Here is a 26,210-nt window from a genome sequence, read left to right on the forward strand (position 1 = left end):
TCTAAGGATACTACACTGTTCTCTTATGTTTTTCAAACATGGGTTAGCTTACAAAATCAACACAGATGGACGTTCCATCAAGAACTGTTTTCATATGAGCTTTGACTTGTTCGTGCACAGGGTGCGTATCGTAAACCTTCAAATCGTCTAGGGAATCGAATTTCGTAATGAGTGCGATATCGTAAGAACGCTCTAGATGTAAAATATCAGTTCCAACCTCGATGTGCTTTAAAACCGGGATTTTACCTTCCATGTTCGTAAGAACAGCTTTGGTTACTTCTATGGCTTCTGGACTACGATCTTTGAGTTTAAAAAACACGACATGCGTTAACATCGTTATCTCCTCCGATTTGAATAAATTAATTGGTTACCTTGGCAGACCATTCCTCAACGTCCCACACGCGTGTTACCCAGCCTTCATAGAACTCAGGCTCATGGCAAACAAGTAGGACAGTACCCTTGTACTCTTTCAGAGCACGCTGAAGCTCTTCTTTGGCTACGACGTCCAAATGGTTCGTCGGCTCATCGAATAACAACCAATTGCTTTCCTGCATAAGCAGCTTGCACAAACGAACTTTCGCTTGCTCGCCACCACTTAACATGCTCATCGCTCGCGTGATATGCTCATTCTTAAGTCCGACTCGCGCAAGCGCTCCTCTGACTTCATTCTGAGTCATGGAAGAGAATGAATTCCATACATCATCAATCGGAGTCATGCTTGGTGCTTTGACCTCTTGTTCAAAGTACGCAGGACTCAAATAATCACCACGATACGTCTTACCGCTGAACGGTTCTATTTTGCCAAGAATCGTCTTCAATAAGGTGGATTTACCAACCCCGTTGCAGCCGACGATCGCAATTTTCTCGCCGCGTTCAATCGTCACATTCATTCTTGGAAGCAAGGCACGATCATAGCCAATCTCCAAATTTTCAGCTTCAAATACGATTCTACCACTTGAACGCGATTCTTTGAATACGAATGTAGGTTTCATTGCCGTTTCAGGGCGCTCAATGCGGTCAATTCGATCCAACTGCTTCTCACGGCTCTTCGCACGAGTTGAAGTTGAAGCACGTGCTTTATTCCGTGCGATGAAATCTTCCTGCTTCTTGATATACTCTTGCTGTTTCTCATAAGCATCGATATGCTGCGCTTTATTCATTTCAGCCATATCAAGGAATTTCTCATAATTCGCCGTATACCTGGTCAACTTGGAAAACTCCAAATGATACACAACATTGACGACTTCGTTCATAAATTCCGTGTCATGTGAAATCAACATGAACGCATAAGGATAATCCTTCAAGTACATTTTCAACCACTCAATGTGCTCAACATCCAAATAGTTGGTAGGCTCATCGAGCAATAGTACAGTTGGTTTTTCTAGCAAAAGCTTAGCCAAGAGAACCTTCGTTCTTTGTCCACCACTAAGAGACGTTACATCACGATCTAACCCAATCGCATTTAAACCAAGACCATTACCCATCTCTTCGATTTTCACATCAAGCAGATAGAAATCACCGATCTCCAAACGTTCTTGAATTTCACCCATTTCCTCAAGAAGCACTTCAAGCTCCTCAGGCGTGGCATCTCCCATTTTGTCGGTAATGGCCATCATTCTTTTTTCTTCTTCATACAAAGGAAGGAAAGCATCACGCAAAATATCACGGATTGTGCGACCCGCGGCCAACACGGAATGTTGATCCAAATATCCATAGTGGACTCTCGGTGTCCATTCTACCTTGCCTGTATCCTTCAAAAGCTTGCCTGTTAATATATTCATCAACGTGGATTTCCCCACGCCATTAGCTCCTACGATGCCAACGCGTTCACCAGCAAGCAAGCGGAACGAAACATTTTTGAATAATGTGCGATCGCCAAAGCTGTGGCTTAAATCTTCAATTGTTAAAAGACTCATTTTGTAAAACCAAACCCCTGTCTAGTTCTAAGATAATCACGTTTTTTACTCGCGACTTCTTATTATACCACTGCTAACGGCAGACAGGAAGTAGAACTATTTGTATTAGAGCCGAAAAGTCAGTTCTTGTCGAATAATTCGCACGATATCCCCATCTTTTAACGGATATCCTTGATAGGTAACGAGGGGGAATTCATTCAGAAACGTGCCATTCGTAGAGCCAGCATCTCGAAGTTGAAAGCCGTTGCTAGTTTGAACTATTTCCGCATGGATTCTGGAAACACCTACATCTTCCACTACATAATCGACTCTGCTGCTTGAATCCCCTCTGCCAATTGTAAATACTTCATTTTTAATAGAAACCGTTCGACTGACTCCTTCAACTTGAATCTCCAATCGTGGACCAACTTGATCTCGTTTGGGAGATTTCCCAAGCAACACAGTTGCATTTGAATGTGATGGACTGAGCATGGTTGTATGTAAGGACAGATTTTGATAGTAGTGTTGGATATCCAGAGGATCCGTCGTATCACTTGAACTGTCATCACGCATGACTTCCTTATCAGGATCACTGATATTGTGAGCGTTGGAGGAACTTTTCTGATTTTGATTCATTCGACTAGACAAGATAGGGCGTCCTAATAAGAGCAGAACGAAGCCCACATCGCCTAACAACAGCGTGATTCCAGCTATTATTTGCAGCAGGCTTGCCCCAGGGTGAGCCAAATATTGCTGCCACAGAAAAGCAAATAGAATGATGATAAGAGCTATTGTCATCCATCGCCCCCGTTGCTTTAGAGGAATGAAGGATAGTGGGATCAGTTCAGGTTTAGACAAGATGGGATTTTCAGTTTTCGGTTGGATGTGTATCGCTTCATCACGGTTCCAATGTGCTTTGGGTAATCCTAGTTCTGGTAATGGGGATACAATAGGCTCGGAATGTATTGCAGCAATTGTTTCTCGTGTAAGAATCGGCTCGTCCATCAACTTTAATAACGCTTCCTTATAGGCGTGAAAACTTTTTTTAGCTACATGTGTTAGCATCCACGCTTGTAGTTGAACTTGTTCCTCTTCTCCAAGATGTAAGATAAGCTTTTGGAGAAGTGCATCTATCGAAGGAAAGCTCTCATCGACATCATGAGCTATATCTAGTGGCGCATATGTTAGGTAAACATCCGACCAATCTTGTCCTATGAAAATAAAATTTTCTTTCAATACGAAATTCATTTCACTCAGCATATAATTTTTGCTTTCATCCAGTGTACAAACGATCGCGTACATCAACTTGGCAAGTAAACGGATCGAGAGATGCTCTACCTTCAAAACATGTGACAGCATTCGTTTGGAGGACAATCTATACAGTAGTCGAATGTTTGAATCCACCTCATGAATGTCGAGAGGCAGCAGCCTCGGTACTTGATTGGCTTCTAACATGCGCACCTGCAAATTCGAAAGCTCACTTGCTTCTAAACCTCCTTCCTTGAACAACTCCATCAGGTGTCCATGTCGATAAACAAATTCATAACGAAGTCCGAATACTTCTTGAGTCATACTAACACCTCATTCAAAGCAAAGAATAGTAAATCGTTACGGCTACAGCTGGAAAAACGGCGTACATAAAGGGGAATTTGATGTTTTTTTGTTGCTTAAGTTCAAAAAAAGTTTCAAACTTCTTGAGCGCCAATATAGAGAACAACCAACCTGCAAGTTTACGACTCGTTGTTCTTATTTTTCTTTGAATAAGTAGAAGGAATAGCCCGATTAAACCTGCCCATAAAATCGCATAAACAAGTGTTTGCATAACAAACATAACGCCCATTATTGCTCCGATCGCAGCAAAAAGTTTGACATCACCAGCCCCCAAAGCTCCAATTACATACAACACAAATACAATTAGAAAACCTGTACATGCACCAATGAGGGAAAAAAGCAACCCATCCCAGCCTTCTGACCATGTGTGGAACGATAATCCGAATATCGTTCCACTCATAGTCAACTTATTGGGGAGCTTTGAATAACGCACATCAATGATTAAAGCCACCGTGATAAAAATAATAAATAGACCAAGACAAACAAGAATAAGGCCACCCCTCCCTTCCATTAAGCTCCTACCCAAGCACGCTCATATGCTCTTTTTTTCAAGACAATCGTCTGGCTCATAAAAGGGATTGGCAATTGATAGATCAGTTGAGCTTCAACTCCAAAAAACGCCTCCCCGCCTTGTATCAAACTCGGCAACGTTACGGAGATGACTTTAAAGTTCCTCTTTTCAATGAACTTCGCATCACAAAATGCGAACACAATTGGTGTAAAGACTGCCAGCATCCGCGGCATAACGTGCGTATTATAAAATCCAATCAACTCTTCTTGTGCCATACCTTCGCCTAACTCTCGCTTCTCTTTTTCCCAGCGTACGAGCGCTAACAGCGAATCTGGTATGTAAGCCGCGTATTCATCAGCGATATCCTCTGTACTCGTTACGTTTTTCCTTGCCGCTTGGACTTGATCCACGACAGCGTTAAGCATCTCAGCGGCACGACTTTGATCATATTTCGATTGGGCTTCTTGAACTAGTATCCTCACGGGGTACAGTTGACCCGCAATGGACTTCGTTGCCTCGGATACGCCGGCCTGCAACGCCATTTCCACCAAAGCAATTTGAATGAAAAGAACAAGACCTACTACGAAAGCAAGAAACATTGGCAGAATAAGCGAAGCCTCCAGGACGATGCCGCCTTCTTGCTCTTTGTGCAATTTGAGAAGCAAATCCATATCTCCTTCCTCAATACGAAACGACGGTAGCGCGATTCATTTGACATTGTGTTCCAACAACTTTACACCCTAAAAGTCCAGTCCCATCCAGCAGCTTCATGACTTGAGGAATAAACCAAAGCCTTATTTCACTCGTTGCATTCGCTTGGATATAGGAGGTTAGTTGATTGAGATCTTTACCCGTCTCTAATTCGTGCAGGGCCTGCATTCGGGACATCAGCTTGGTATTGTTGCTATGCAACATAAGAAATAAACGGAGATAGTCTTTGTACGTCAATTTGAGTGCTGATGAGATGAGCTTTGACGATAATTCAACAGCATCTCCTTTCACCAAAGCGTTCATGTCGACGAATGCCTCTGCTGCACCTTGAGCCGCAGCAGCCAGAAAAACGAGTAACGGGGAGCCTATTTGGAGAAGTTCTTTTTTAGGATCTAATAGCGCTTCAACGGTACGAATCGCTAAGCGTAAAGAAAACATTTCTGCATAGGCCGAAGACATATTAGCCGCGCAGGAAGAGAAACCATACAACAAATATTCAACCTCTTGATTTACTAAAGCGTGTGTCCCAGGATCAATTAGCTCATTCGATAATTTTGCGTTACCACTTGGATCTTTCTCTAATCCATAGGTTCGGAAGTTAAATTTCGTTAGCCCATATTCATTTACGTAAAGTTCATCTCGGAGAACTTCCGCCGCGCTATTTAATACGCCAAGCATATCCATTGCCCTCATGCTAGCAGGTTCTGCTTTCTCCATATCATAGGCAACATCGTTCCCGATCATTGTATCTTGCGCATTCGCTTGACGGTATTTCTGATAGTAACCTGATTCACCTTGGAGCTTACTATAGGAAACCGAATCACTAGATTGCGTACTCGTCAGGCTGCAACCACCTATAGCTTGCTTCGCCTTATCCATAATGGCTTGGATTTTATTCTTTTGTATCTGCTTATTCGTCGTTGTAGCTTCATTTGTATCCATTCTGGATTTTTCTAACAGACTTTGTTTGGCATGAAAATCATTCGCGACTGCTAAGTAGCTGTCGTTAGCTCGATTGACCTCACTTGTATGTGCGGAAGTATACAAAATGACACCCTCGACAGAAGATCGGAATGATGTAAATAAAGCAGCAATGCTTGCAGTCGATGTTTGATATTCGTAAAAATATTCATCACCAATTAAGGACACGTGTTGAAACACAGCATATGCAGCAGAATTTCCTTGAGCAGATATGTTAGAGTTTCCTGTCAGCTTTCCACGTATCTCGTCATTTTTTTGCTTAGCAAGTCGCAAAGTCGGCTCAATCACCTGCTGGTGTTGTTGAATCACTTTTTCATCTGCAGCCACCTCAAGTTTCGTAGAGACGACAAGAGCAGTGTAAGTTATAATTTTCTGAACTAAAGCCTCCAGCTCATTTAACTTTTGCGAAAGCATTCCTGCGTGCTCCTCAAGCCTGCTTTTCGCTTCGGCAAGTGATCGGATACTTGCTGCTGCTTCAGGACCTGCTTGAACAAGTGATGCTAATGAAAGATCCATATTCCTTATGCTCGCTGTAAGAGAACGCAAATTCTCTTGAACTTGGCTGATTTCGCTGCGAACTTCGTCAACTGTATGTAGGCCGATTTCAGCAGCTAATTTGTCCAATTCAGCAACTCTGGTTCTATAATAGCTATGAAATTCAGTAGTTCTGGCAAAGAGCTCCTCCGCGCTCCTCCATGCATCATCTAGCGAGTCTTCCCGCTGTTCGATCAACTTTTCAAGTTCTGACGCTTCCTTGGCAAATTGCGAACCCATCTGAAAAGGTTCACGGACGCCGCTCTTTTGAAATTTATCAACAATTTCGAGTGTGTATTCAATCGGTGCTTTTAATTTCATATCCTCAAGGAGCTGCCCCTCCAATATGACATGACTAGCAAGCGTATACACAGGTGTAACACGTAAAGCTCCATCGACAGCTTTGGTATTAATAAAGTGAAAAGCATTCGCGGAGACGCCACCTGATAAGTTTTGGACAAACACATCGTTAAGTAATTTTTCTGCCGCTTCTTGAGAGAGACCCATGCCATAAAGCCCTCTCTTCTGCAGCTCGGGATCAAAGGAGGACATTACTGATCGTGCAGCTGCATGTAAGGCAGATTCCGTTTCTTTCTCCGCTACTTTTATTCTTGCGAAATCAATGAGTACCGCTTGAAATAAAAAAATCGGCACAATAACAAGAATCAAATAGACGGATACTGTGCCGTTTTCTGCTTGTAAGAATCTTTTCAATGGCTCCCCTCTTTCTAATTATGAATAACGACTACGATCCCTTTACGTTCGAGTTCTTTGCGAAAAGAGGCAGTGGGCATCCCTTTGCCGCTGGCATCCTTCTTAAAAAAATGCCAAACGATACCTTTTACAGTCGGATCATGTTCGAGCAGTTCAACATCCTTCGGGAGTTGCTCAGTGCGTAGCTGAGCTTCCGTCAAACTATAAAACGCTTGATGCCCAATGCCTCTTGCGTCTAAAGCATCAATTTTTCTGCTTTTACCAGACGCAGTCGTCCGCACAACCTCTGTCCCTCCCACAAGTGACCTCAAGTAGGAAGATGCCTGTCGTTCAGATTGAATAGTGACGCTTGGCCCAGATAAATCGCTTTTGACCGGATCTACAAGTGCCGCCTTCGCTTTCTGTGAAGATATCCGACCTACTAAAGTTGGCAAATAGCTGCGTGTCAGATCTGTGGTTCTGATCAGCTCTATAGAATCAATAACATGTACGACAGCTTTACTTTTCGTTTTCGTCGCATGCATCCACCGAGTAAGTATTGAAGGCATGATATAAGACTTGTTCACAGTTACCTCAACCCGATGATCTACTAAATAATTCGAATATGTCGCCGTTCCAGTAACGCCATCCGGAAGTAATACCCCGGCTTTGGCCAGTTTTTTCTCGACTAAACCATTTGCTTGATTGGTGGGAAGTACGACACTAGCCCCTGAATTACCTTGTAACAAGCCAAATAAGTCGCTTACATTGTCTTGCGTCAGACGCCAATACAAACCGTCCGTTTCCTGCGGATAATAACTTCCTGTATTTATCTCTTTATGGCTGTTCGTCCAAGTAAAAGCTAACTTTTCAGCAGCTGAGCGAGCTAATTGCCCTATGTAGACATGCTGATAGGCAAACATGCCTACAAACAACAATGTCACTGTGCAAATTAATATCACCGGAAATACTAGCGAGGCTTCTAACGTAAAGGTACCCAGGTCATTGTTAATGAACTGACGAAGTCGACTACGGCGCACAACTCGTGGTCGGGCTCGGCGCACAGGGGGCAACCGCACTGTTATCCTTCAGGTCGGAGTTGGCATCACCGATCAACTTCTGAAACCACGAAACAATCCATTTTCTGAAAATAATCGCTATCGCAACCAACACCGCTACAATCAATAAAATTTCTAATGTTCCTAGCCCGTCTTCCTCTTTCCACACACGCTTAAAAGTTCCCAGTAATGTTTTCATTTCAACATCCCTCTCCTATTGGTTCATCATGAGTAACGCAGGTGCAGCAACAATCACCATCACCACAACAAAAATTAACACCATCGGGAATACAAGCTTAGAAGATGCTTCCTCCCCTAGTGTCCGCGATACACTCTTTCTCCGCTGCCACAGCTCCAGCGAAAGCGAATGCAGTGAAACGGCAAAGTCATTGCCCCCTCTTCTATAGTTCAAACCTAACGTTGATGCAAATAATGACACTTCATGTAACGCGCAACGTTTACTGAAATCCTCTAATACTTTCGTGAAGGAGATGTTCATCTCCAGTTCATGCACAGCTACAAGCAGCTCTTTGTAAAGCGGGGAATCCGGCATATTTGGCTTTGCTTGAACACAACGAATCCAAGCACGGTTGACAGTCTCTCCAGCATTTACTAGGAGCACGATTGTACTCAAAAATTCAGGCAGCTCAAGAATCATCCTTTGCTGTTTTTTACGTATTTTGCTGTCCAAATCACGAACCATCATCACTGGTGTCGCTATTGCAGCAACCACACCAAAAGCAAGCAACGAACTATCTTCACCTGCTAGAATAGCAAGTATTGTAACGACGAATAGGCACACCATGCCGGCGGAAATAAGTTCTGCCATGAACCATTTACTGCCTTGCGAAGATAAACTTCTTCCATACAAGGTCATACATTTATGATGGATTTTTGAAGTGAAATCGGGGAACTTTTCTAGCAATTGGAGCTTATCGATCACAAAGTAACTTGATGGTAAGAGCATTTTCATCCGAAAAGGGTACGTTTGTTTCTGAACCTGACTACCGTATTTCTTCCGTCCGATCACCTGTAGAGACATACAAAACGCAATTTGCGCTAAGCCAAATAACCATATCCACATCCTACACCTTGATATTCATTATTTTTTGAGTGAGTACATAACAAGCGCCAAGCAATAACAAGCAGACAGTCATAATGAGAATCCCGCTCCCACGATATAGTGGAACCATATAATCAGGCGAGGAAAACGCCAATACAGCAACAATGAGGATGGGTGCAACAACAAGTACTCTCGATTCAAAACGTTTTTGAGCGACCATGACTGAAATTTCCTGGGTTATGTCTAACTTCTCGGCAATGACCGTCGCTGTGCGTTTCATCACCTCAACTAGATTTCCTCCCGTACGCTTACAGGTCAGAAAAACATCAGAAAAGCTGCGAATATCTTCTAAATGACTGCGATCTGCAAAATGTTTAAGCGCTGTCTCGATCGGTTCACCATTTTCGACCTTACGGCAAATCAGTCCAAACTCAACGACGATCAAACAAGCTGGATCAGGATACAGCAGCTTCAAGTCCACCCATGCCTCTCGAAATGCTGATTCAATGGATTTCCCCACCGTCATAGAGGAAGAAAGACAGCTGAGAGCTTGCTTAAATTGTACATAGAGCATATTTTTACGTTTTTGGATTAATTGCAGCCGACGAAAGCGAGGAAACAGAAAACCCGTTGATGCTAAAGCGGCAGCGAGGATAACATTTTGGTAGAAAATATAACCGATCATGAATGCCGGTAAACCTAGCATGAGTATGGCTGCAATTCTCTCTTTGGTGGACAAGTGATACTCGTTATAATCGATGAATACAACCGGGTGGATTAGCGGTGACTTGTGTGTTGGCGGGGGCTCGCTTTCTTTACGCGGGGATTTTCGTCTTTCAAGAAATAGTAATAGAAGCCAACTCGCGCCACCCATGAAAATGAGCAGCAACCACACACTCATCTCACATCACCTCCTACACTGCAATTAAACCAACTAGGCAGTTGCTTACCTGCCATTTGAAGTTTGTACTGATTAGCAAGTGTCTGACCCGTATATCGGAGTGTTCCAAGAAGTTTCCCATCTGGCGACTCTCCGCTCTCCTCGAAGAGAAACAGCGGTTGCAGCTGAACTTCGCCATCCTTCATGCCAACAACTTGATGAATCTCTGTCACTTTGCGTGATCGATCCCTCATTCGGGAAATATGTACAATGACATCAAGTGCTGAGGCGATCTGCTTACGTATGACTTCAATGGGGAGTGGAGCCGCACCAAGTACCATCGTCTCCAGTCTACTGAGCATATCCTGCGAGGTGTTCGCATGCCCGGTACTTAAGCTACCATCATGCCCAGTATTCATTGCAGCAAGCATATCTAAAGCTTCAGCTCCACGTACTTCACCTACAATAATGCGATTAGGACGCATCCGCAGAGAAGATCGAATTAATTCTCGCATCGTGATCGCTCCCTTCCCTTCCGTATTCGCATTTCTCGTTTCCAATCGAACTAAATTAGGTACAGTTTGGATCTGTAGTTCAGCTGAGTCTTCGATTGTAATTACTCGTTCATGCTCAGGAATCCAAGCACTCAAAGCATTGAGAAACGTTGTTTTACCAGACCCTGTTCCACCGCCAACGAATATATTAAACCCCGATTCAACCATGATCCGAAGCATCTCCGCCGCTTCACCAGAAATACTTTCCATACGAATCAAATCCGACATATCCAATGGCTTTGCAGGAAACTTTCGGATCGTTAAGGTTGGACCACTAAGCGAGGCTGGTGGAAGCACGATATTTACGCGCGAACCGTCTTTTAACCTTGCATCCACAATTGGAGTGGCTTGATTAACAATCCGATTCACCTTGGAAACAATCATTTGGATTAAGTCTTCAAGTTTCTCTGAGCTTTCTAGCTCATATGGGTAACGTTCAACTGCCCCCATCCGTTCGAAGAAAATACAGCTATGACCATTAACCATGATCTCTGTCACCGTTGGATCGTCGATTAACGGTTGGAGAATATCTAACCCCCTAAAGCTATCGAAAATACGCTTAACACCGACGTGCATATCACTTGAAGTCCAGCTATGCGCACTTGCAGCGCGAAAAATGGTTTCTTCGATGTGCCCCAATAACTGTGCATCACTAACCTCATGTGTGAGATCGAGATTTTCTTTAATCTCCTGCTTTAATTCGTTAAACAGCGCTTGATTCAAGATAAGAATGCGCTCCTTCCTTAGAATTTCTCTCAGTCTCATTGCATACAGCTTGCAACATGACATACACCTGTTCGGAAAATATATCCGATTGCCAGACTTGTTCTGCCGAACTCATCACCTTCCAATCTGGAATATAGGGAAGTTTGAATGTTACTTCTTTACCTAAGAAATTGAATGCATTGGTTTGTGTCCCTCTAAAGCTCGTCATGACAAAATGGATTTGAGGATATGCACACATTTGTTTTAATAGTGTTTTGGTTCGGAAAGCATCCTTCCAATCATCTCGAATTAGCCAAATGATCACATCGCTGAGCTCTAAACTCTTGACGATTCTCGGATGAACAGACGTTTCAAGATCCACGATAAGGGTATCGTAGACGGACAGGCCAACTATGGAAGCTAAGAGCTTCTTCACTTGCTCACCACTCATTTCTTGCATCTCGCGAATTTGCTCAAGTGGTGTTAAATAATCAAACCTTCGAGTGGCATCATGTGATTTCAAAAGAGCCAACTTAGCTCTGATCGACTCTGAAGAATCTTTCAAATAATAAAGGAGCTGTGATAATCGCCCCGATTCTCCCTGCAACCACTGAGAAGCAACACTAATAGACTCCAAGCTGAGATACAAAACACGTTCCCCACGAAATGCCAACTGTTTCGCCATATGAACAGCTGTAATCGATTTTCCTGCATTGCCACTGCTGCTATACACAGATATCACACGTGTGCGATTAACTTGTGTTCGACCAGAACCGGACGGGGATCTGTCCGTGTATATGGCATGAATGTGTGAGATCAAATCGTGAAGTGGTTGAAAGCGGAATAAGAAAGGATGGACAGTTTCTGGCGGATCGGAATTTCTAATATGTTGACTCAAAAAAATTTTACTTAATGACGTACGATGATGCTGCAATAACGGATAAAAAGCATCAGATATTAATAGCACTCCACTAAGGTTAGGTTCCTCTAACACCTGCAGTAGGAGCTCAACTTGCGAAAAAAGCTTTACTTGCATACGTTCAGCGAACTCCGTCGCTCGGATGAATATGGCTAACCGTTCGGCATAAATCATGTCGTCATCTAAGACAAACAATTGAAGCTTCTTCATTGCAGCACCCACTCTCACAAACTTTCACTATCCAGCAAATTTCGCGTACATACCATTGCCAATGAGTACACAACCCATAACAGCGAGCACGATGGCTATTCGCGTTATCGTTTCCGCCCTCATACTTCCCCTCCTATCTGCTCCGGAAAAACAAAAAAAAGCACGCGCTGACTATAGAGATTATTCCTCTACGATCAGCGGTGCTTCCGCTTGTCCGACTTTCAATTACCCAAATTGTACCACATTCTCCTAATAAATCAATCCCTTATTCCCAAGGATATTTCATCGTGAAGAAACTAGCGAGCTTCTTACTTTCCACACGGCGGATACGTCTCATCTCAGCGCGGTGTGGAGCGGATTCGTGGAGCTTCTTCTCTTCTTCCGTTTCGGGAATGACATCTGGCACTTCCACGGGCACCTTATTTTCATCTAAAGCGACAAAAGTTAGGAAAGAGGTAGCTGCAATTTTTCTCTCCCCAGACTTCAGATCTTCGGTAACGACCTTAACGAATACCTCCATCGAGCTTTTGCCAGTCCAGGTCACGAAAGACTCTAAACAAACAGAGTCCGAAGTATGAATCGGTGACAAAAAGTCAACAGAATCCGTTGATGCCGTCACAACTGACCTCCGACAATGCTTATGAGCTGCTATGGAAGCAATGTCATCGATATAAGACATCAATTTTCCGCCAAAAAGCGTATTATGGTTGTTTACATCAGTCGGAAAAATACGTGATGTTTTGAAACATCTAGATTCTCTGGAAAATCGTTGCTCCATGTCTGTTTCCCCCTCTTTATCTCATGCAAAATATGACTCATCATATCATACTTTTGGCTGGATTTGGTTATAACTTATCCCAAACGTGTAATATAGTAATACAAGCTCACTCATAAATAGGAGGTGTTTGCATATGTTTACGTTTATCACTGTGTTCTTGATTACCTATGCACTATTTTCGATTTCAGGCGTATTGTTCCCAACAGATCTGACCTACTATGCCACTCTGAAAAAACCAAGCTGGAATCCACCAGCTAAGTTATTCGGAATTGTTTGGGCGATCTTATATGCATTAATTTCTGCATCTGTCGCTATTGTTTACACGAAAACCGATGGCTTTCAAGAAGCGGGGGGCAGCTATGTTTTGATATTATTAGTAAATTACGTGGCTAACCAAGCCTTTACCTTTTTTGAATTCAAATTAAAAAACTTACGTCTTGCTTTCCTTGACTCTGCTATTGTGGCTATCACTACGTTTTTATTAATATACGCAACAATTCCTTATTCCAAGCTAGCTGCTTGGTTATTGGTTCCTTATTTACTATGGTCTTGTTTCGCTACCCTACTAGCTTGGACAATTTATCAGTTAAATAAAAACACTAACCGCGCTTATTGAATCGGGAAAATATCGATTTTTTGGGTTGTAGAGCGAATTGATTGAGGCTTTCGTCCGTGAGAATCTCGCTGAGGAATGGTTTCAATGCTTCGTAAAAAATGTCCAAATATTGCGGCTGATCTTGAATACAATCACCTTTCCACACAGCTTGCACGACTTCGGATCTTGCAATTATGGGCAAGGTACACAGTGGTTTAGATGGAAAAGAGTCCTGCCACTCCATTCGATAATGCGAAGGCAAAGCACCATTCGCGATGTAATGCACCTTCTTCCCTCGCTGCTGGTAGGATGTGAATTGCGCTATTCGCTGGCGCGAACGTGGGCGATCACATTTGCCAGGCAAACTATCTACAATAACGATTATTTCATCTGCACTATAACAAAGTTCCTGTACAGCAGGATGCTCCCACTCAGTCGATACATCCCATAGGATGATCGGCTTTTTGAGCATGTGTAGAAGCTTGAATGCATGAGAGGCCTGCCAATTACCTTGAAAACCATCAGGATTAATGGGTGCCCAAGTGGTAAAACCGTTGATCCATGGTGTAGTGAAAGTAGAAGATGGGTCACATATGTGATCAGAGGGAAACATATAGGGGCTTGGTGCATGGCGATCTCCATACAATAACATATATAAATCAGGTTCAATCGTCGGCTGTTCAACAAGCGCGTTGGGGATTTGGAGAGCATGCATTAATCTGGCTAGTGTAATAGCTGTGAAAGTAGCACCGACACCTGCAAATAATCCACCAATGACAATTAATTTATCGGATGTATTTGATTGTTGTGAAGCAACTTTCAGCCCAGATTCGATAACAAGTTGATCGGTTTCAGGGGATAAGGAACGAAGTCTTAGCTTCACTTCCATGGCGGTTTGACAGCGGTTCTGAGGTTGATCTTGCAGGAGAAAATGAATCGTTTTGCGCAAGGTTTCAGGGATCTCATCATGCCGTAGTTCCAGAGGCTTGGCCTTGCTATATACATAGTGACCGCCTGACAACAAATAATATAACATAGAACCAAGTGTATAAAGATCTGTTCGGGCGTCTGTTTGCAGACCTAGATATTGTTCCGGAGCAGCGAACCCGATCGTTCCCATCTGCATAGTATCGGAAGTTTGTCCTTGTTTAAATTGCCTAGCTACGCCAAAATCAATTAATCGGACTTGATTATGTTGGTTAATCATGACGTTGGACGGCTTTAGATCGCGGTATATGATGGGTCGGGGCTGAAGTGTGTGTAAGTAGTGGAAAATATCAAGTAACTGAAAAGCAATTTGAACGATTAACTTAATTGGTAGTTCACGTTGACTTTTTTCGAATAAATCCTGTAGTGTTGGACCCTCGATATAGTCCATGACCAGATATCCATATCCACCCTCGGTAATAAAATAATCCACTAACTGTGGGAGCTGTGCATGCCCTAGCTTGGCGAGCATTTCTGCTTCTTCCAAGAAAGCAGTCTCATCGGAACCTACGCACTCAACCTCTTTCACTGCCCAGCGCTTGCCCTTTAATTTCTTATCCCTAGCGAGATATACCTGGCTCATGCCGCCTTGTCCAAGCATGGACACGAGTTCGTATCTCCCTCCTACAATTGACCCTTGCCACTGTGGTCTAGGCTTCACAATTAGTAAAAACCCCCTCTTATATCCAAGCCATATTGCTCTTGATTATAAGGGAGGGCTATTGGAAAATCTAGCTATTTTTCCGTTTTTATATTTTTTGCAAATAAAGTGTCAATTCTTCCCGATTATGAAACAACTGCTTCGCCTTCAAGAGAAAAAGGGAGTCTTCGAAAATACGCAGAATATCACGAACCGTTTGGAACGGTTTTTTATGCATAAGCTTCACGGTAATGATAGCTGTCCCGCCACTTTGCAGAGAGAAAAGCAAATCCGACACAAGATGTCCCATCTGCCGCGGATCCCAGCTCATATCACAGACTAGTAAATCAAACTCATTCTCACGCAGCTTCACATCATTCGCATTTTTCTTCAGGAACGTCAGCAATGGATTGCCTAGTAGACGCGGGTTCATCGCAGCCGGGTCAATCGCTGTAACTTTCAAACCGCGCTCTAGCAGCAAAGACGTCCATCCGCCAGGTGCAGCTCCAATATCAATCGCTTTACGAGCGATACTGAAATCAATCCCGAACCGTTGCTCAGCTTCCAAAAGCTTAAATTTGGCACGTGAAATTTGATCCTCTTCTTTCATGAAACGGATAGCACCACCTGACCAATCTGATAAGTTATCACTTGGTTTTGAAATACCGATATAGACCTTTTTGGCGCTTATGTACACCGAAATAATATGATCTGCATAACGAACAACAGGTTCACCACCACATTCAGCAGTGAGGATTTCATCTATGGCTGCCTTAATAGCAAAAGGTGCATAAGGAACATCTGCCCGCTCTTCCTTCCGAATTTGCGTGGCAATTTTCTCTCCGTAACCAAATAAACCAGTGGCATACGCTTCACGAAGCCAAGTTGTCAAATGTGCAATGTCAGCATCCGTACGGCTAAGCTCCCATTCTTGATGAACAGGTTGAACATGCCGTAGAAAGATGGGTTCATTCTCTTGCAATGTAGAAATGACATCTGCAGTATCTTCAGGCACCTGAAAATAGAACACTTCTGTCGGTACCAGTAAGGTAAATTTGGTGAGTGGAAATAACTTCCGAAGTTCGTCTTGCGCATATTGTGCGAACCCATGATTCGAGGTTCCAATATAGGTCGTTAATTGTGTCATAGCCGCATCCTTTTAGTAATCTACATTCTTTTTTAGGCTAACTTACTAAATAAGCCTATTTGTCCGCAATAACCTTGATCCATGGGCGATCTTGGAACCATTCCAAGGCAACATGAATTCCGAAAGCCTTATGAATATTCTCAGGTGTCAATACATCTTCCTTGCGTCCAGAGGCAATCAGTTCACCTTGCTCAATTATCGCAACATGCGTAAATAAAGGCATGATTTCTTCGATATGGTGGGTGACATATACAACCGTTACATCCTGTTTACTAAGCTCGTTTACGTCAGATAAGAACCGCTCGCGCTCAAACAAATCCAAGCCCGCAGCAGGCTCATCCATAACGAGGATCGCTGGCTTACTCATCAAGGATCGTGCAAGCATAACCTTCTTACGTTCCCCTTGTGAAAGGCTTCCCAGAGGCTGATCAGCCAGATGTGGAATGCGTACACGAGTAAGCATTTCCATTGCTCGGTCTTTCACTTCCTGTGGAATTTCTTGATAAAACCTCAGATAAGCGTACTCACCAGTTGCAACGACTTCAAGGACTGGATCAATTAAGCTTAATTTTTCGAAAAGAGATTGCGATATATAACCGATCTTCTTACGAACTTCCCGTACATCACATTGACCGTAGCGGTTTCCGAGCACATCGACTGTGCCACGGCTTGGAAATTCATAGCCATTCATCATTTCAAGCAGCGTTGTTTTGCCAGAGCCATTTCGGCCCAGCAATACCCAGTGTTCACCGGATTCGATATGTACATTCACATCGTTTAAAATATGGCGTTCTCCACGTATAAAATGAATACCGGATAAATGGATCATAAGTTCGTTTCCTTTCACATTACGGTTTACTTGGATAGTTTTTTTTGTGCTACCTTCATCAATACTTCATCAGGCATACGATGCGCGTAAAGCCTCATTCCAACTGGCTTGACAGCATCAAGCATCTGATACATCTGTGTGCATGCGGAAGGGCTAGAGGTATGAATATAAATCGTTTTTGGAAATTTACGCTGCTGGGTCAACCAAATGACAACATCCATGCCCGTTTGCTTCGACATCCAACCCAAATCATGATCCAGAGATAAGATGTCTACTTCACATTCCTGAAGCAATGCAATACATTCTTGCGCATCTTTGGCCAAAACAAATCCTTGGGGACAAGGACGCGAATCATCTAAGTATACATGAATCATCCTCTTATTTCCTTTCCAACAACGAATTTACGAACGCAATCTCTTCCTGATGCGTGCCATCACGCCTAGTACCTGTCTCAAGAACAATTGGAATGTCTCGTAAATAAGGAGAGTGTAGTAGGCTTTGAAAATTCGAAATACCAATGTGACCCGAACCAATGTTGGCGTGCCGATCACGACGTGATCCCCATGGATATACCGAATCATTCAAATGAATAGCTTTCAGATGAGGTAAATAATCTAACTGAACACCCTTCGACTCCAGTTCTGCCCAATCCGTTCCTTGCCAAAGTCGACTAGCAAAAGCATGACAAGTATCTAAGCAAAAGCCAATTTTCTCCGGTGAATCGCATAGCTTACGAACTTGAACCATTTCTTCAAAAGTCAGACCAAGTTGGGAACCTTCTCCTGCTTGATTTTCAAGCAATATGAAAGAAGCTCCCGTGTAACCCTCCGTAGCACTATTCAAACATTGTATTATATTTTTGTAACCTTGTAACGGGTCTTTTCCCGTATATTTACCAAAATGCACGACAAGTCCAACAGAACCGCAGGCATTTGTAATGTCCAGGCCATTTTTTAGCAAGTTAACCATGACCACACGTTCAGGCTCGTCTGCTGCGGGATTTAAAGCATAAGGAGCATGTCCAATGGAGAGTATGCCATGTTCCCTACATAACTGAGCACATGCGTTCGCGTCAATTAGATTAACAGCTTTCGTAGCCAAACTACGCGGATTCATCGGAAAATACTGAAAGGCCTTTGCACCAATTGAAAGGGCGGTTTTGGCTGCATTCAAATAACCGCCTCGGGTTCTTACATGGGCGCCGATAAACATGTTCAATCCGACCTTTCACTTCTGGCAATGGGCACAATAAAAACATTTACGGCTCGAGACTTCAGTTTGAATGATAGGGTTCCCACATCGCAAACAGGGCTCATCTTTGCGATCATAGACACGACATTTCGGATTATATTGACCAGTTAGACGGTCACCCACGAATAGAGGTTCTTCCATATAACCGCCGACCCCAATCGCTTCACGAAGTAAAGCCTGCATAGCTTGATAGAGCTGAAGTTGCTCAATTTCGGTAAGAGAATGTACCTTCCGCAAAGGAAGTAAGCCCGCTTCAAAACAAATTTCATCCGAGTAGCAATTCCCTATTCCAGAAAGAAAGGTTTGATCCACCAACGTTACTTTTAGATTCCCCCGTTTAGGCCGCAATACATTTCGGAATTGATTAAAGTTAAGTTCGAGCGGTTCTGGTCCAAGCTTTTGTAAGAGCTTATTGGTTACCTCTGGGGTATGAAGATGCAAGTAACCTAAACGCAATCCAATAAAGTACAGACTGTTGCTCCCTAAATGAATGTCCACTTGAATCGTTCGATCTGGCTTCTCTTCCTGGGTACCAAAGAACATCCAACCGCCAAGCATGAGATGTAAAAGCAGGATCTCACCTGAGCCCAAATGAAACAGTAGGTGTTTGGCTCTGCGCTCAATCCGCACAATCCGGTTACCGATAAGCTTACCCGCAAATTTGTCTGGATCTACATTCAACGATTTCGGGCGTGTCACATCGACTCCTGTAATCGGTACTCCTATGATGAATCGTGTCAACTGTTGACGATACGTTTCCATTTCCGGAAGCTCAGGCACGAGAATCACTCCTTGCCATTTTTATACCTTGTATAACCAATTGGCGGATTGCGTAAACGCGTACCATAGGGAGACTGAATGAGATGTGATGATTATCCTTTAAATTAAACCTTCGCTCACGTAAGTGGGTTTTGGTGTTTTTTTGTTTCTTTTCGATATTACCATTTTATCCGAAGATGATGGATACGAGTCTGCTAGCGCTCGTAAAGTCATCTCTTTCTTTCGCATTTTCTGCTTCAGACGTGCAATCCGCTTTTCCCAAGCCTCTTCAATCTCGTTGATCTTGCGGTCACCTCGGTGAAGCGCACGCCGGCGCCAAAGTCTCGCCCACGCTTCCTCTGCATAAAAGACGGCTTGACCCAAGTCCTTCTCACGGTGTTCGTAGTACATCGCAAGCTCTAAATAAGGTTCCAGCTGTAACGAAATACTTGCAGGTTTTAGTAAAATAGCCTGCTTCCATAGCTCGATTGCACGGTTATATTGACCAATTTTCTTATAGTAGGTTGCTAATTGTAGCAAGACAGTTTCTTGTTCAGCGGACTGGACAGTAGACTCACTATTCATTAGTTTCTCGTGTAAAACATTGAAATATTGTTCCGCCTTGGCAGGCCTTGCCATTTTGTCGAGCCAGAGCCCTGTCCGAAAGAGTTCTTCGGAGTCAATGTTGGAAATGAGATCGGGATTAGGATTAGAAATGAGATCGAGATCAAGATCAGGGTTAGAAATGAGATCAAGATCATTCACAGCAGGACGCAATAGCTTGCCAAAATGGATCGTCAACGCGGCCAATGTCACAATATCGTGCTCATTATGTATAAATACGCCTTGAAGGACATCAGGGTCTTTCTCAGCCAAATATTGAAAGTACAACGCTGGCGCCATTGACCCAGGCACATCATCTATACGTTCAAAGCCTAGTCTACTCTCCTCCACTTTGCTCAACCGACAGGAAGGCAGCGTATTACGCCACAGACTGCGTGAAGCGTACAGAAGATCGAGTTGAAGCAGCTTCGAGTCATCTAGTTTAAGACGATTCAGGACGAAGCGATTCTTGAGAATCGGCCAATCGAACGTACGGCCGTTATAAGAGACGATATGCGTGTATCGTCCTAATAGTTCTTGTAAGTACACCAGCATCGCATGTTCTTCTGCCGGGTTGCGTATCATGAGCTGTTCAACCGTGAACAGCTCGCCCGTGTAGTAGCCGATGCCGACCATGAATGGCACGTTGCCAGCACCGACGCCGAGTCCGGTAGTCTCCGTATCGAAGAAGAGCAACTCTTCGAGCCGGACGACGGCGTCTCCGTCGTGGAAGCAGGACAGCTGCGCTGCCACATCCGCGAGCTCACGCAGCCGATAGATGCCGTGCACGCTGTCCGCGCCGTACTGGCGGCGCCGCATGACGAACGAGCCAGCTGGGCTCGTCGCAATATGGGCGCCGAGCTGCGCCCATTCGCCCCCTGCCTCCGGCGGGGGCGGCGGTGTTACCCCAGCCGCTGCGGGTCCCCGCAGGCGGCCGAGCCTTTCGCGGAGCCCGCTCATCGGGCACCGCCATCGAGCTCTGCGAGCAGCTCCAGCGCGAGCTTCTTGCCCAGCAAGCCGACCTCTTCGATCGGCCCTACACAGGCCGGGCAGCCGCTGATGCAGCCGCAGCTCTTAATCAGGCTGCGCGCCTGATCCATCAGCTGTCCGTGGACCTCGTACAGCCGATCACTAAGACCCACGCCGCCCGGGTAGCGGTCGTAGAAGAATACGGTCGGCAGCTTGCTGTGCACTGCCTTCACTTGTGGGACGACCCGGATATCCATCGGGTCGCACATCAAATACAGCGGCGCTAGATGCGCCAGGACGTTGGCAATGCCAAGCAGCGCATGCTGCATGTCATTTGCCGATCGTCCCGCCGCCATCGCCTCGTCGAAAGTGAACCAATAGGAGCTCGTATGCAGCTCCTCTTCTGGCAATCGAATCGGCCCCGAGCCGATATTCTCATGTGTGCGCAGACGGATTTTCTTGAAAATCGTTGGCTGCGCATTCACCGTCACCTCGCCGAGTTGACGAAGTAGACCACCAACATGACCCTCCCGATTCACGTGAAGCACCTTGAGCTGTACAGCCATACTCGCATCCGTGAAGTAGTCTACACTTACTTGCCTCACGAATGCTTTCTTCTCTTCGTAATCCAACTTTTCAACTTGGAATTGTATGCCTTCATGTATATAAATAGCCTCTTCATGAATCAAGGTTGGCGCACTGAAACGATCACATTCCCCAATCACGCGATGACCATTGGTCATATCAATAATGATGAAATTCTCTTGCGCCGCAGAGCGCAATGAAATGTTATGAGCAGGGAACGACTGCTCCATCCAATACCAGCGATCGTTGACTTGGTGCAGCACCTGCTCTTCAGTCAAGTACTCGAGAACATCGGTGAGCGACTCCTCACCGAACTTCTCATTCGCTTCGAAAGGCAACTCATAGGCCGCACACTTCACATGATCCACGAGGATGATCAGGTTATCTGGATGAATGCGCGCCTGCTCTGGCGGACGCTCGAAGAAATAGCGCGGATTCTGGATCAAATACTGATCCAGCGGATTACTGCTCGCGACGAGAATCGTCAGCGAGGTCTCCTGCCGCCGTCCTGCTCGCCCGGACTGCTGCCAAGTGCTGGCTATCGTGCCGGGATAGCCATTAAGCACGCACGCTTGCAGCTGGCCAATATCGATGCCCAGCTCCAGCGCGTTCGTGCTCACAACGCCGCGGATTTCCCCGCTGCGTAAGCCTTTTTCGATCTCCCTGCGCAGCTTAGGGAGATACCCGCCGCGATAGCCGCGGATCGACTTGCTGCCCAGCTCGTGACTAACGAGCTCTTGCAAATAGGTCAGCAAGATCTCCACACGCACGCGGCTGCGGGCAAACACAATCGTCTGGATCCCACTCCGCAGCAACTTGCCTGCAAGCGTACGTGTTTCCAAGACGGAGCTTTTACGAATCCCTAATTGTTGATTCACAACAGGCGGGTTATAAAATACAAAGTGCTTCTCGCCAGCCGGCGCACCGTTATTATCAATCAACGCAACGGTTTCACCGATCAGACGCTCAGCATGCTCCTTCGGATTATCTATCGTAGCTGAAGCACATATAAACTGCGGATTGGAACCATAGAAGCGGCAAATCCGTTTCAATCTGCGAATCACATTCGCGACATGACTGCCGAATACACCCCGATAAGAATGTACTTCATCAATCACAATGTAGTTTAAATTCTCGAACAGCTTCACCCATTTGGTATGATGCGGCAAAATCGCTGAATGCAACATATCTGGGTTCGTGACAACAATATGTCCTGCGTTTCGAATCGCTTGCCGAACTGTAGGCGGTGTGTCGCCGTCATACGTATGCGTTTTAATATCCACATCCATAAATTCAATCATTTCCTGCAGCTCTGCGACCTGATCCTGTGCCAGCGCTTTAGTAGGAAATAGATAGAGAGCTCGCGAAGCGTCGTTTTCCAAAATCTTCTGAAGAACGGGCAGATTGTAGCAAAGTGTCTTCCCTGACGCTGTCGGAGTTACAGTAACAACGTGATTGCCTGCCGTCACTTGGCGGAACGATTCCGCCTGATGCGTATATAATTGCCCGATGTTTTTATGTCGAAGCGCAACACAAATACCCTCATGCAATCCTTCTGGAAAATCAGCCAGTTTCGGATCTCTTGGGGGTATCGTATGCCAATATGTAACTTGTTGCATGATTTCAGGCGATTTGCGCAACCCGTCAATCATCTCTATCATTGAAGAAACCTTACCTGTGAAAGGATTCATAAACTGAATCTCCTTACCCATTTCGTTTCTTCCATTTTACAGAATATACGTTCGTATGTCTACATCAAATCAGCTGAATCATCATAATCGTATCGTATGCCATCATGGTCACTAGTGATCTGAGCTGTAACCGACAGCGCTTGGTTGGCACTCTCTTGCATTTTGAACAAAACTTCTTGATAGTCTCTCGAACGGTGCTCTTCTCGATCATGTTTCATGGCAGTTCTTAAAGCTCTTTCAATAATAATGACATCATGACTCGTGAATTTCACGGTTTTCGCACCTCTTCTTGGTCCATCATGTTCATAACAACTAGCTTTGCCAAATTGCGCCAATGACATACAAGATAATGAAAAATTGAGAAATTCGTAAACAAGCTCATAATAAGGTAAAATTAGGATGAGATCCAAAATAAGGAGGAATAAATAATGTCCACATCATTACCCAATGAAATTGAAGCTCATCGTCAACCTGATCATGAAATTAATCCACAGTTTCTTGAGCGTTGGTCCCCTCGTTCCTTCTCGAATCAAGAAGTATCGGAAGACGTACTGTTAAGTCTATTTGAAGCCGCTCGTTGGGCACCATCGGGGAGTAACAATCAACCTTGGCGTTTCATCGTTGCCCGTACACCTGAGCAACTTGCTAAATTCCATACGTTTATTAATCCATTTAACCTTGTATGGTGTGAGAAAGCTCCTGTACTTACACTCGTTATTTCACACACCAAAAGTCCAAGAGGAACAGACAATCCTAGTCATGCATTCGATGCTGGCACTGCGTGGGGATATTTAGCGCTTGAAGCGAATAATCAAGGGTTAATCACACATGCGATGGGTGGTTTCGAACGTGAACAAGCACGCGAAGCACTCCAAATTCCTGCTGACTACGAACTTCACGCCGTTATTGCCATCGGGTACCGTGGTCCTGCTGATGCCCTTCCTGAAAATCTGCAAGAACGCGAAGTTCCATCCGGTAGACGTGAAATTAAAGAGCTCATTTACGCTGGACAATTCGAGTAATTGGTTTTTTAAAATAAAAAGAACACTTCAGCATTTTGAAAAATAAGTGACTGAAGTGTTTTTTATTTTACGCAATTATGCACTCACACAAAAGGCGGATCCCAAGCCTTTTTGTCCATACCAATCCGATCACTCACAACATTCATATCCTGATCCAGATGCACATCGACACCGAAGCTCAGCTTGCGTTTATGCCAGAAACGCATATCCCGCCACTGTACTTCATATCCACCATTCTTCTCTTTCCAACACACATAAATGTGCTGAGCAAATTGTAGAAAAGCGCGTACACCATCTGTCCCCATCGATGCTTTCACGATTGGATGTGATTGCTGTTGATTGTAATCCTTCTTACTATATTGCTCAAGAACGACCACCTGACCATGACGAAGCTCTCCTAAATAAAAGCTGGTATCACTTTCAAAGACAAACTGCCAATAGAACCAACTTAAACTCGGTACAAGGCGACATACACCTGTTGGAATATTCAACTCACTATGCACAAGCTTAATGAGCTTATTTCTTTGAGATTTTTGGAACCACACATAGATAAGCGATGCTGCAAAAATAAGAGCAAACATCTCCCCGATATGACTTCCGGCCATGCCTCCCCATACTGCAAACCACAGGATCACCCCGCCAGCATGAAGCGTGAACAAGAACGGATCATACAGACACAGCGTATCCAAATGCACCCATTTTTTCGTAAAAGGCCGTAAGCATTGCACACCGTATACATTAAACGCATCCAGCCCCACATGACATACAACAGCTAGGAACGTCCATAGGAATAGATGAAAGAAATTCTCCCAAACGCCGAACACAGCCGCGATCGGTAAACTTATCACTAGTGGCCAGATCAATAGCGCTGGTATTGAATGCGTCACACCTCGATGTAAACGAACATAACTCGCATACCCGCGTAATCGGGCTAATGTATCTAAATCCGGTGCATGGGATCCAATCAACGTTCCAGCGAGAATAGCGTGACTTAATGCAGGTTGCTCCGTAACCACCGTTTCTAAACAAGCTAATCCTGCAAGGCTAACCCCAAACAATAAGTGGCTTGCTGTATCCATTTATCGATTCCCCCGTCCTTATGTCCATTATGCTTCCTGAAGAACGTTTTCCCAACGTTCATGAACGTTAAACCAGTAAAACCAAGAAGCAGGCTGCTCCCGAATAACCTGCTCTACGAAGCTATTCAATATCAGATTGGTTTCAACCCTTGCAGCTCGACCACCACTATTATCGTTGGCGTATACAGAAAGTGGCTCACCCACTACAAGCCGGTGCTTGAAGCCATGGGAACGGAATCCATAGAAGGGTACGATAGGAATTTGCAGCTCAAGTGCCAACATAGCTGTACCTTCAGGAGTACGAGTCACCCTGCCGAATAGTTTCGACAATGGAAAAGAAGGCCGCCAGAAATCGCCAAGCAAGAAAACAACGCCTCCGGATTGTATATGTCGTTTTAAGCTGCGATATAATTCCAATGAGGGAACGCTGTCATAATCTAAACCTTTGCAACCTAATGCGGCAAACTTGTCATATAAGGGCTTGAGTTCAGGGCTCCCCGCTGATGCGACAGTAAGACAATCGAACCTTCTCGAGAAATACCAATAATAGTTAAAAAAATTACCAACATGAGGCGTGTAAATAATAAACCCTTTTCCGCTAGCTAACTGTTGCGCGGCATGCAAATGCTCCTCACCTTGCAACTTGAATTCACTCGTAGGCAAACGATCCGAATGGAAACAAATTTCGAACAGCGAAAACACAACATTTCGTACATAATCCTTTGTAAGAGATCTGACTTTACGTTCCGACATCGGTCCTAAAACATCTGTCAGATTGTGTCTCACATTCTTTAGAAACCCGTTTCGTGAAATGAGATACCATATTGAAGCTATTCCCCAACAAAGGAACGACAACATCCATAATGGAACAATGGGTAACATTCGCACCAGAAGTCTTCGTTCTCCTTCACCTGAGGTTAACTTTGCGATCCATTCATACAAGTCAAACC

General features: G+C 44.4%; 26 protein-coding genes. 2 read left to right on the top strand and 24 right to left on the bottom strand.

What is annotated here, in order from left to right; translation table 11 throughout:
• Positions 1-43 precede the first annotated feature (43 nt).
• The 13 genes from GC096_RS13540 to GC096_RS13600 form a co-directional block, all read right to left on the bottom strand.
• Positions 44-334: a Dabb family protein gene (locus GC096_RS13540; RefSeq protein ID WP_171630784.1), complete on the bottom strand. Its 291-nt coding sequence runs from the start codon at positions 332-334 to the stop codon at positions 44-46.
• A 25-nt stretch (positions 335-359) separates the two neighbouring features.
• The gene (locus tag GC096_RS13545) at positions 360-1,916 is read right to left on the bottom strand and encodes an ABC-F family ATP-binding cassette domain-containing protein (RefSeq protein ID WP_056621022.1); all 1,557 of its coding nucleotides are present in this window, start codon (positions 1,914-1,916) and stop codon (positions 360-362) included.
• Positions 1,917-2,021: 105 nt separating this feature from the next.
• Positions 2,022-3,467 carry a DUF6382 domain-containing protein gene (locus GC096_RS13550; protein WP_171630786.1) on the bottom strand — a complete coding sequence of 482 codons (1,446 nt, stop codon included), beginning with the start codon at positions 3,465-3,467 and terminating at the stop codon, positions 2,022-2,024.
• Positions 3,468-3,480: 13 nt separating this feature from the next.
• Positions 3,481-4,017: an A24 family peptidase gene (locus GC096_RS13555; RefSeq protein ID WP_171630788.1), complete on the bottom strand. Its 537-nt coding sequence runs from the start codon at positions 4,015-4,017 to the stop codon at positions 3,481-3,483.
• Positions 4,017-4,682 carry a TadE/TadG family type IV pilus assembly protein gene (locus GC096_RS13560; RefSeq protein WP_171630790.1) on the bottom strand — a complete coding sequence of 222 codons (666 nt, stop codon included), beginning with the start codon at positions 4,680-4,682 and terminating at the stop codon, positions 4,017-4,019. The genes GC096_RS13555 and GC096_RS13560 overlap by 1 nt, the downstream gene beginning before the upstream one ends.
• 16 nt (positions 4,683-4,698) lie before the next feature.
• Entirely contained in the window at positions 4,699-6,957 is a 2,259-nt protein-coding gene (locus tag GC096_RS13565; RefSeq protein ID WP_171630792.1) for a hypothetical protein, read from the bottom strand.
• 14 nt (positions 6,958-6,971) lie between these two features.
• The gene (locus GC096_RS13570; protein ID WP_171630794.1) at positions 6,972-7,976 is read right to left on the bottom strand and encodes a TadE family protein; all 1,005 of its coding nucleotides are present in this window, start codon (positions 7,974-7,976) and stop codon (positions 6,972-6,974) included.
• A complete protein-coding gene (locus tag GC096_RS13575) occupies positions 7,966-8,193 on the bottom strand; it encodes a Flp1 family type IVb pilin (protein ID WP_171630796.1) in 228 nt (75 codons plus the stop codon). The genes GC096_RS13570 and GC096_RS13575 overlap by 11 nt, the downstream gene beginning before the upstream one ends.
• 15 nt (positions 8,194-8,208) lie before the next feature.
• Positions 8,209-9,078, bottom strand: a complete 870-nt coding sequence (locus GC096_RS13580; RefSeq protein WP_171630799.1) for a type II secretion system F family protein — start codon at positions 9,076-9,078, stop codon at positions 8,209-8,211.
• A 1-nt stretch (position 9,079) separates the two neighbouring features.
• Positions 9,080-9,958 carry a type II secretion system F family protein gene (locus GC096_RS13585; protein WP_246302734.1) on the bottom strand — a complete coding sequence of 293 codons (879 nt, stop codon included), beginning with the start codon at positions 9,956-9,958 and terminating at the stop codon, positions 9,080-9,082.
• Positions 9,955-11,214 (bottom strand): TadA family conjugal transfer-associated ATPase, encoded by a 1,260-nt coding sequence (locus GC096_RS13590; protein ID WP_171630801.1) that lies wholly within the window; start codon positions 11,212-11,214, stop codon positions 9,955-9,957. The genes GC096_RS13585 and GC096_RS13590 overlap by 4 nt, the downstream gene beginning before the upstream one ends.
• On the bottom strand, positions 11,195-12,325 hold the full coding sequence (locus tag GC096_RS13595) for a P-loop NTPase family protein (protein WP_171630803.1): 1,131 nt from the start codon (positions 12,323-12,325) through the stop codon (positions 11,195-11,197). Before GC096_RS13595 ends, GC096_RS13590 begins: the two co-directional genes overlap by 20 nt.
• 265 nt (positions 12,326-12,590) lie before the next feature.
• Positions 12,591-13,103, bottom strand: coding sequence for an acyl-CoA thioesterase (locus tag GC096_RS13600; protein ID WP_171630805.1), 513 nt, complete (start codon positions 13,101-13,103; stop codon positions 12,591-12,593).
• Positions 13,104-13,236: 133 nt separating this feature from the next.
• Between GC096_RS13600 and GC096_RS13605 the strand changes: the two genes are divergently transcribed.
• Entirely contained in the window at positions 13,237-13,719 is a 483-nt protein-coding gene (locus tag GC096_RS13605) for a TspO/MBR family protein (protein WP_171630807.1), read from the top strand.
• Here the strand turns inward: GC096_RS13605 and GC096_RS13610 are convergent.
• The 9 genes from GC096_RS13610 to GC096_RS13650 all read right to left on the bottom strand — a co-directional run bounded on the left by GC096_RS13610 (position 13,703) and on the right by GC096_RS13650 (position 23,431).
• A complete protein-coding gene (locus GC096_RS13610; RefSeq protein ID WP_171630809.1) occupies positions 13,703-15,346 on the bottom strand; it encodes a serine/threonine protein kinase in 1,644 nt (547 codons plus the stop codon). The genes GC096_RS13605 and GC096_RS13610 overlap by 17 nt on opposite strands.
• Before the next feature lie 88 nt (positions 15,347-15,434).
• Positions 15,435-16,472, bottom strand: a complete 1,038-nt coding sequence (locus GC096_RS13615) for an SAM-dependent methyltransferase (protein WP_171630811.1) — start codon at positions 16,470-16,472, stop codon at positions 15,435-15,437.
• 55 nt (positions 16,473-16,527) lie between these two features.
• Positions 16,528-17,301, bottom strand: a complete 774-nt coding sequence (locus GC096_RS13620) for an ABC transporter ATP-binding protein (RefSeq protein ID WP_171630813.1) — start codon at positions 17,299-17,301, stop codon at positions 16,528-16,530.
• A 26-nt stretch (positions 17,302-17,327) separates the two neighbouring features.
• Positions 17,328-17,675: a cyclic-phosphate processing receiver domain-containing protein gene (locus tag GC096_RS13625; RefSeq protein ID WP_171630814.1), complete on the bottom strand. Its 348-nt coding sequence runs from the start codon at positions 17,673-17,675 to the stop codon at positions 17,328-17,330.
• A gap of 4 nt (positions 17,676-17,679) precedes the next feature.
• On the bottom strand, positions 17,680-18,513 hold the full coding sequence (locus GC096_RS13630) for a deoxyribonuclease IV (RefSeq protein WP_171630816.1): 834 nt from the start codon (positions 18,511-18,513) through the stop codon (positions 17,680-17,682).
• A gap of 15 nt (positions 18,514-18,528) precedes the next feature.
• Complete coding sequence (locus tag GC096_RS13635; protein WP_171630818.1) at positions 18,529-19,332, bottom strand: Fpg/Nei family DNA glycosylase; 804 nt, start codon at positions 19,330-19,332, stop codon at positions 18,529-18,531.
• Between the two features lie 99 nt (positions 19,333-19,431).
• Positions 19,432-20,874, bottom strand: coding sequence for a ribonuclease H-like domain-containing protein (locus tag GC096_RS13640; RefSeq protein WP_171630820.1), 1,443 nt, complete (start codon positions 20,872-20,874; stop codon positions 19,432-19,434).
• Entirely contained in the window at positions 20,871-23,159 is a 2,289-nt protein-coding gene (locus tag GC096_RS13645; protein WP_171630823.1) for a DEAD/DEAH box helicase, read from the bottom strand. The genes GC096_RS13640 and GC096_RS13645 overlap by 4 nt, the downstream gene beginning before the upstream one ends.
• A gap of 59 nt (positions 23,160-23,218) precedes the next feature.
• On the bottom strand, positions 23,219-23,431 hold the full coding sequence (locus tag GC096_RS13650; protein ID WP_171630825.1) for a hypothetical protein: 213 nt from the start codon (positions 23,429-23,431) through the stop codon (positions 23,219-23,221).
• A gap of 156 nt (positions 23,432-23,587) precedes the next feature.
• Here GC096_RS13650 and GC096_RS13655 point away from each other — a divergent pair, with 156 nt between their 5' ends.
• Positions 23,588-24,181 carry a nitroreductase family protein gene (locus tag GC096_RS13655; protein WP_171630827.1) on the top strand — a complete coding sequence of 198 codons (594 nt, stop codon included), beginning with the start codon at positions 23,588-23,590 and terminating at the stop codon, positions 24,179-24,181.
• Between the two features lie 83 nt (positions 24,182-24,264).
• On the opposite strand, the gene GC096_RS13660 is transcribed toward GC096_RS13655, so the two are convergent.
• A complete protein-coding gene (locus GC096_RS13660) occupies positions 24,265-25,260 on the bottom strand; it encodes a metal-dependent hydrolase (protein WP_171630829.1) in 996 nt (331 codons plus the stop codon).
• Between the two features lie 27 nt (positions 25,261-25,287).
• Positions 25,288-26,202, bottom strand: coding sequence for a lysophospholipid acyltransferase family protein (locus tag GC096_RS13665; protein ID WP_171630831.1), 915 nt, complete (start codon positions 26,200-26,202; stop codon positions 25,288-25,290).
• Positions 26,203-26,210 lie beyond the last annotated feature (8 nt).

The organism is Paenibacillus plantarum, assembly GCF_013141695.1.
Taxonomy (GTDB): domain Bacteria; phylum Bacillota; class Bacilli; order Paenibacillales; family NBRC-103111; genus Paenibacillus_E; species Paenibacillus_E plantarum.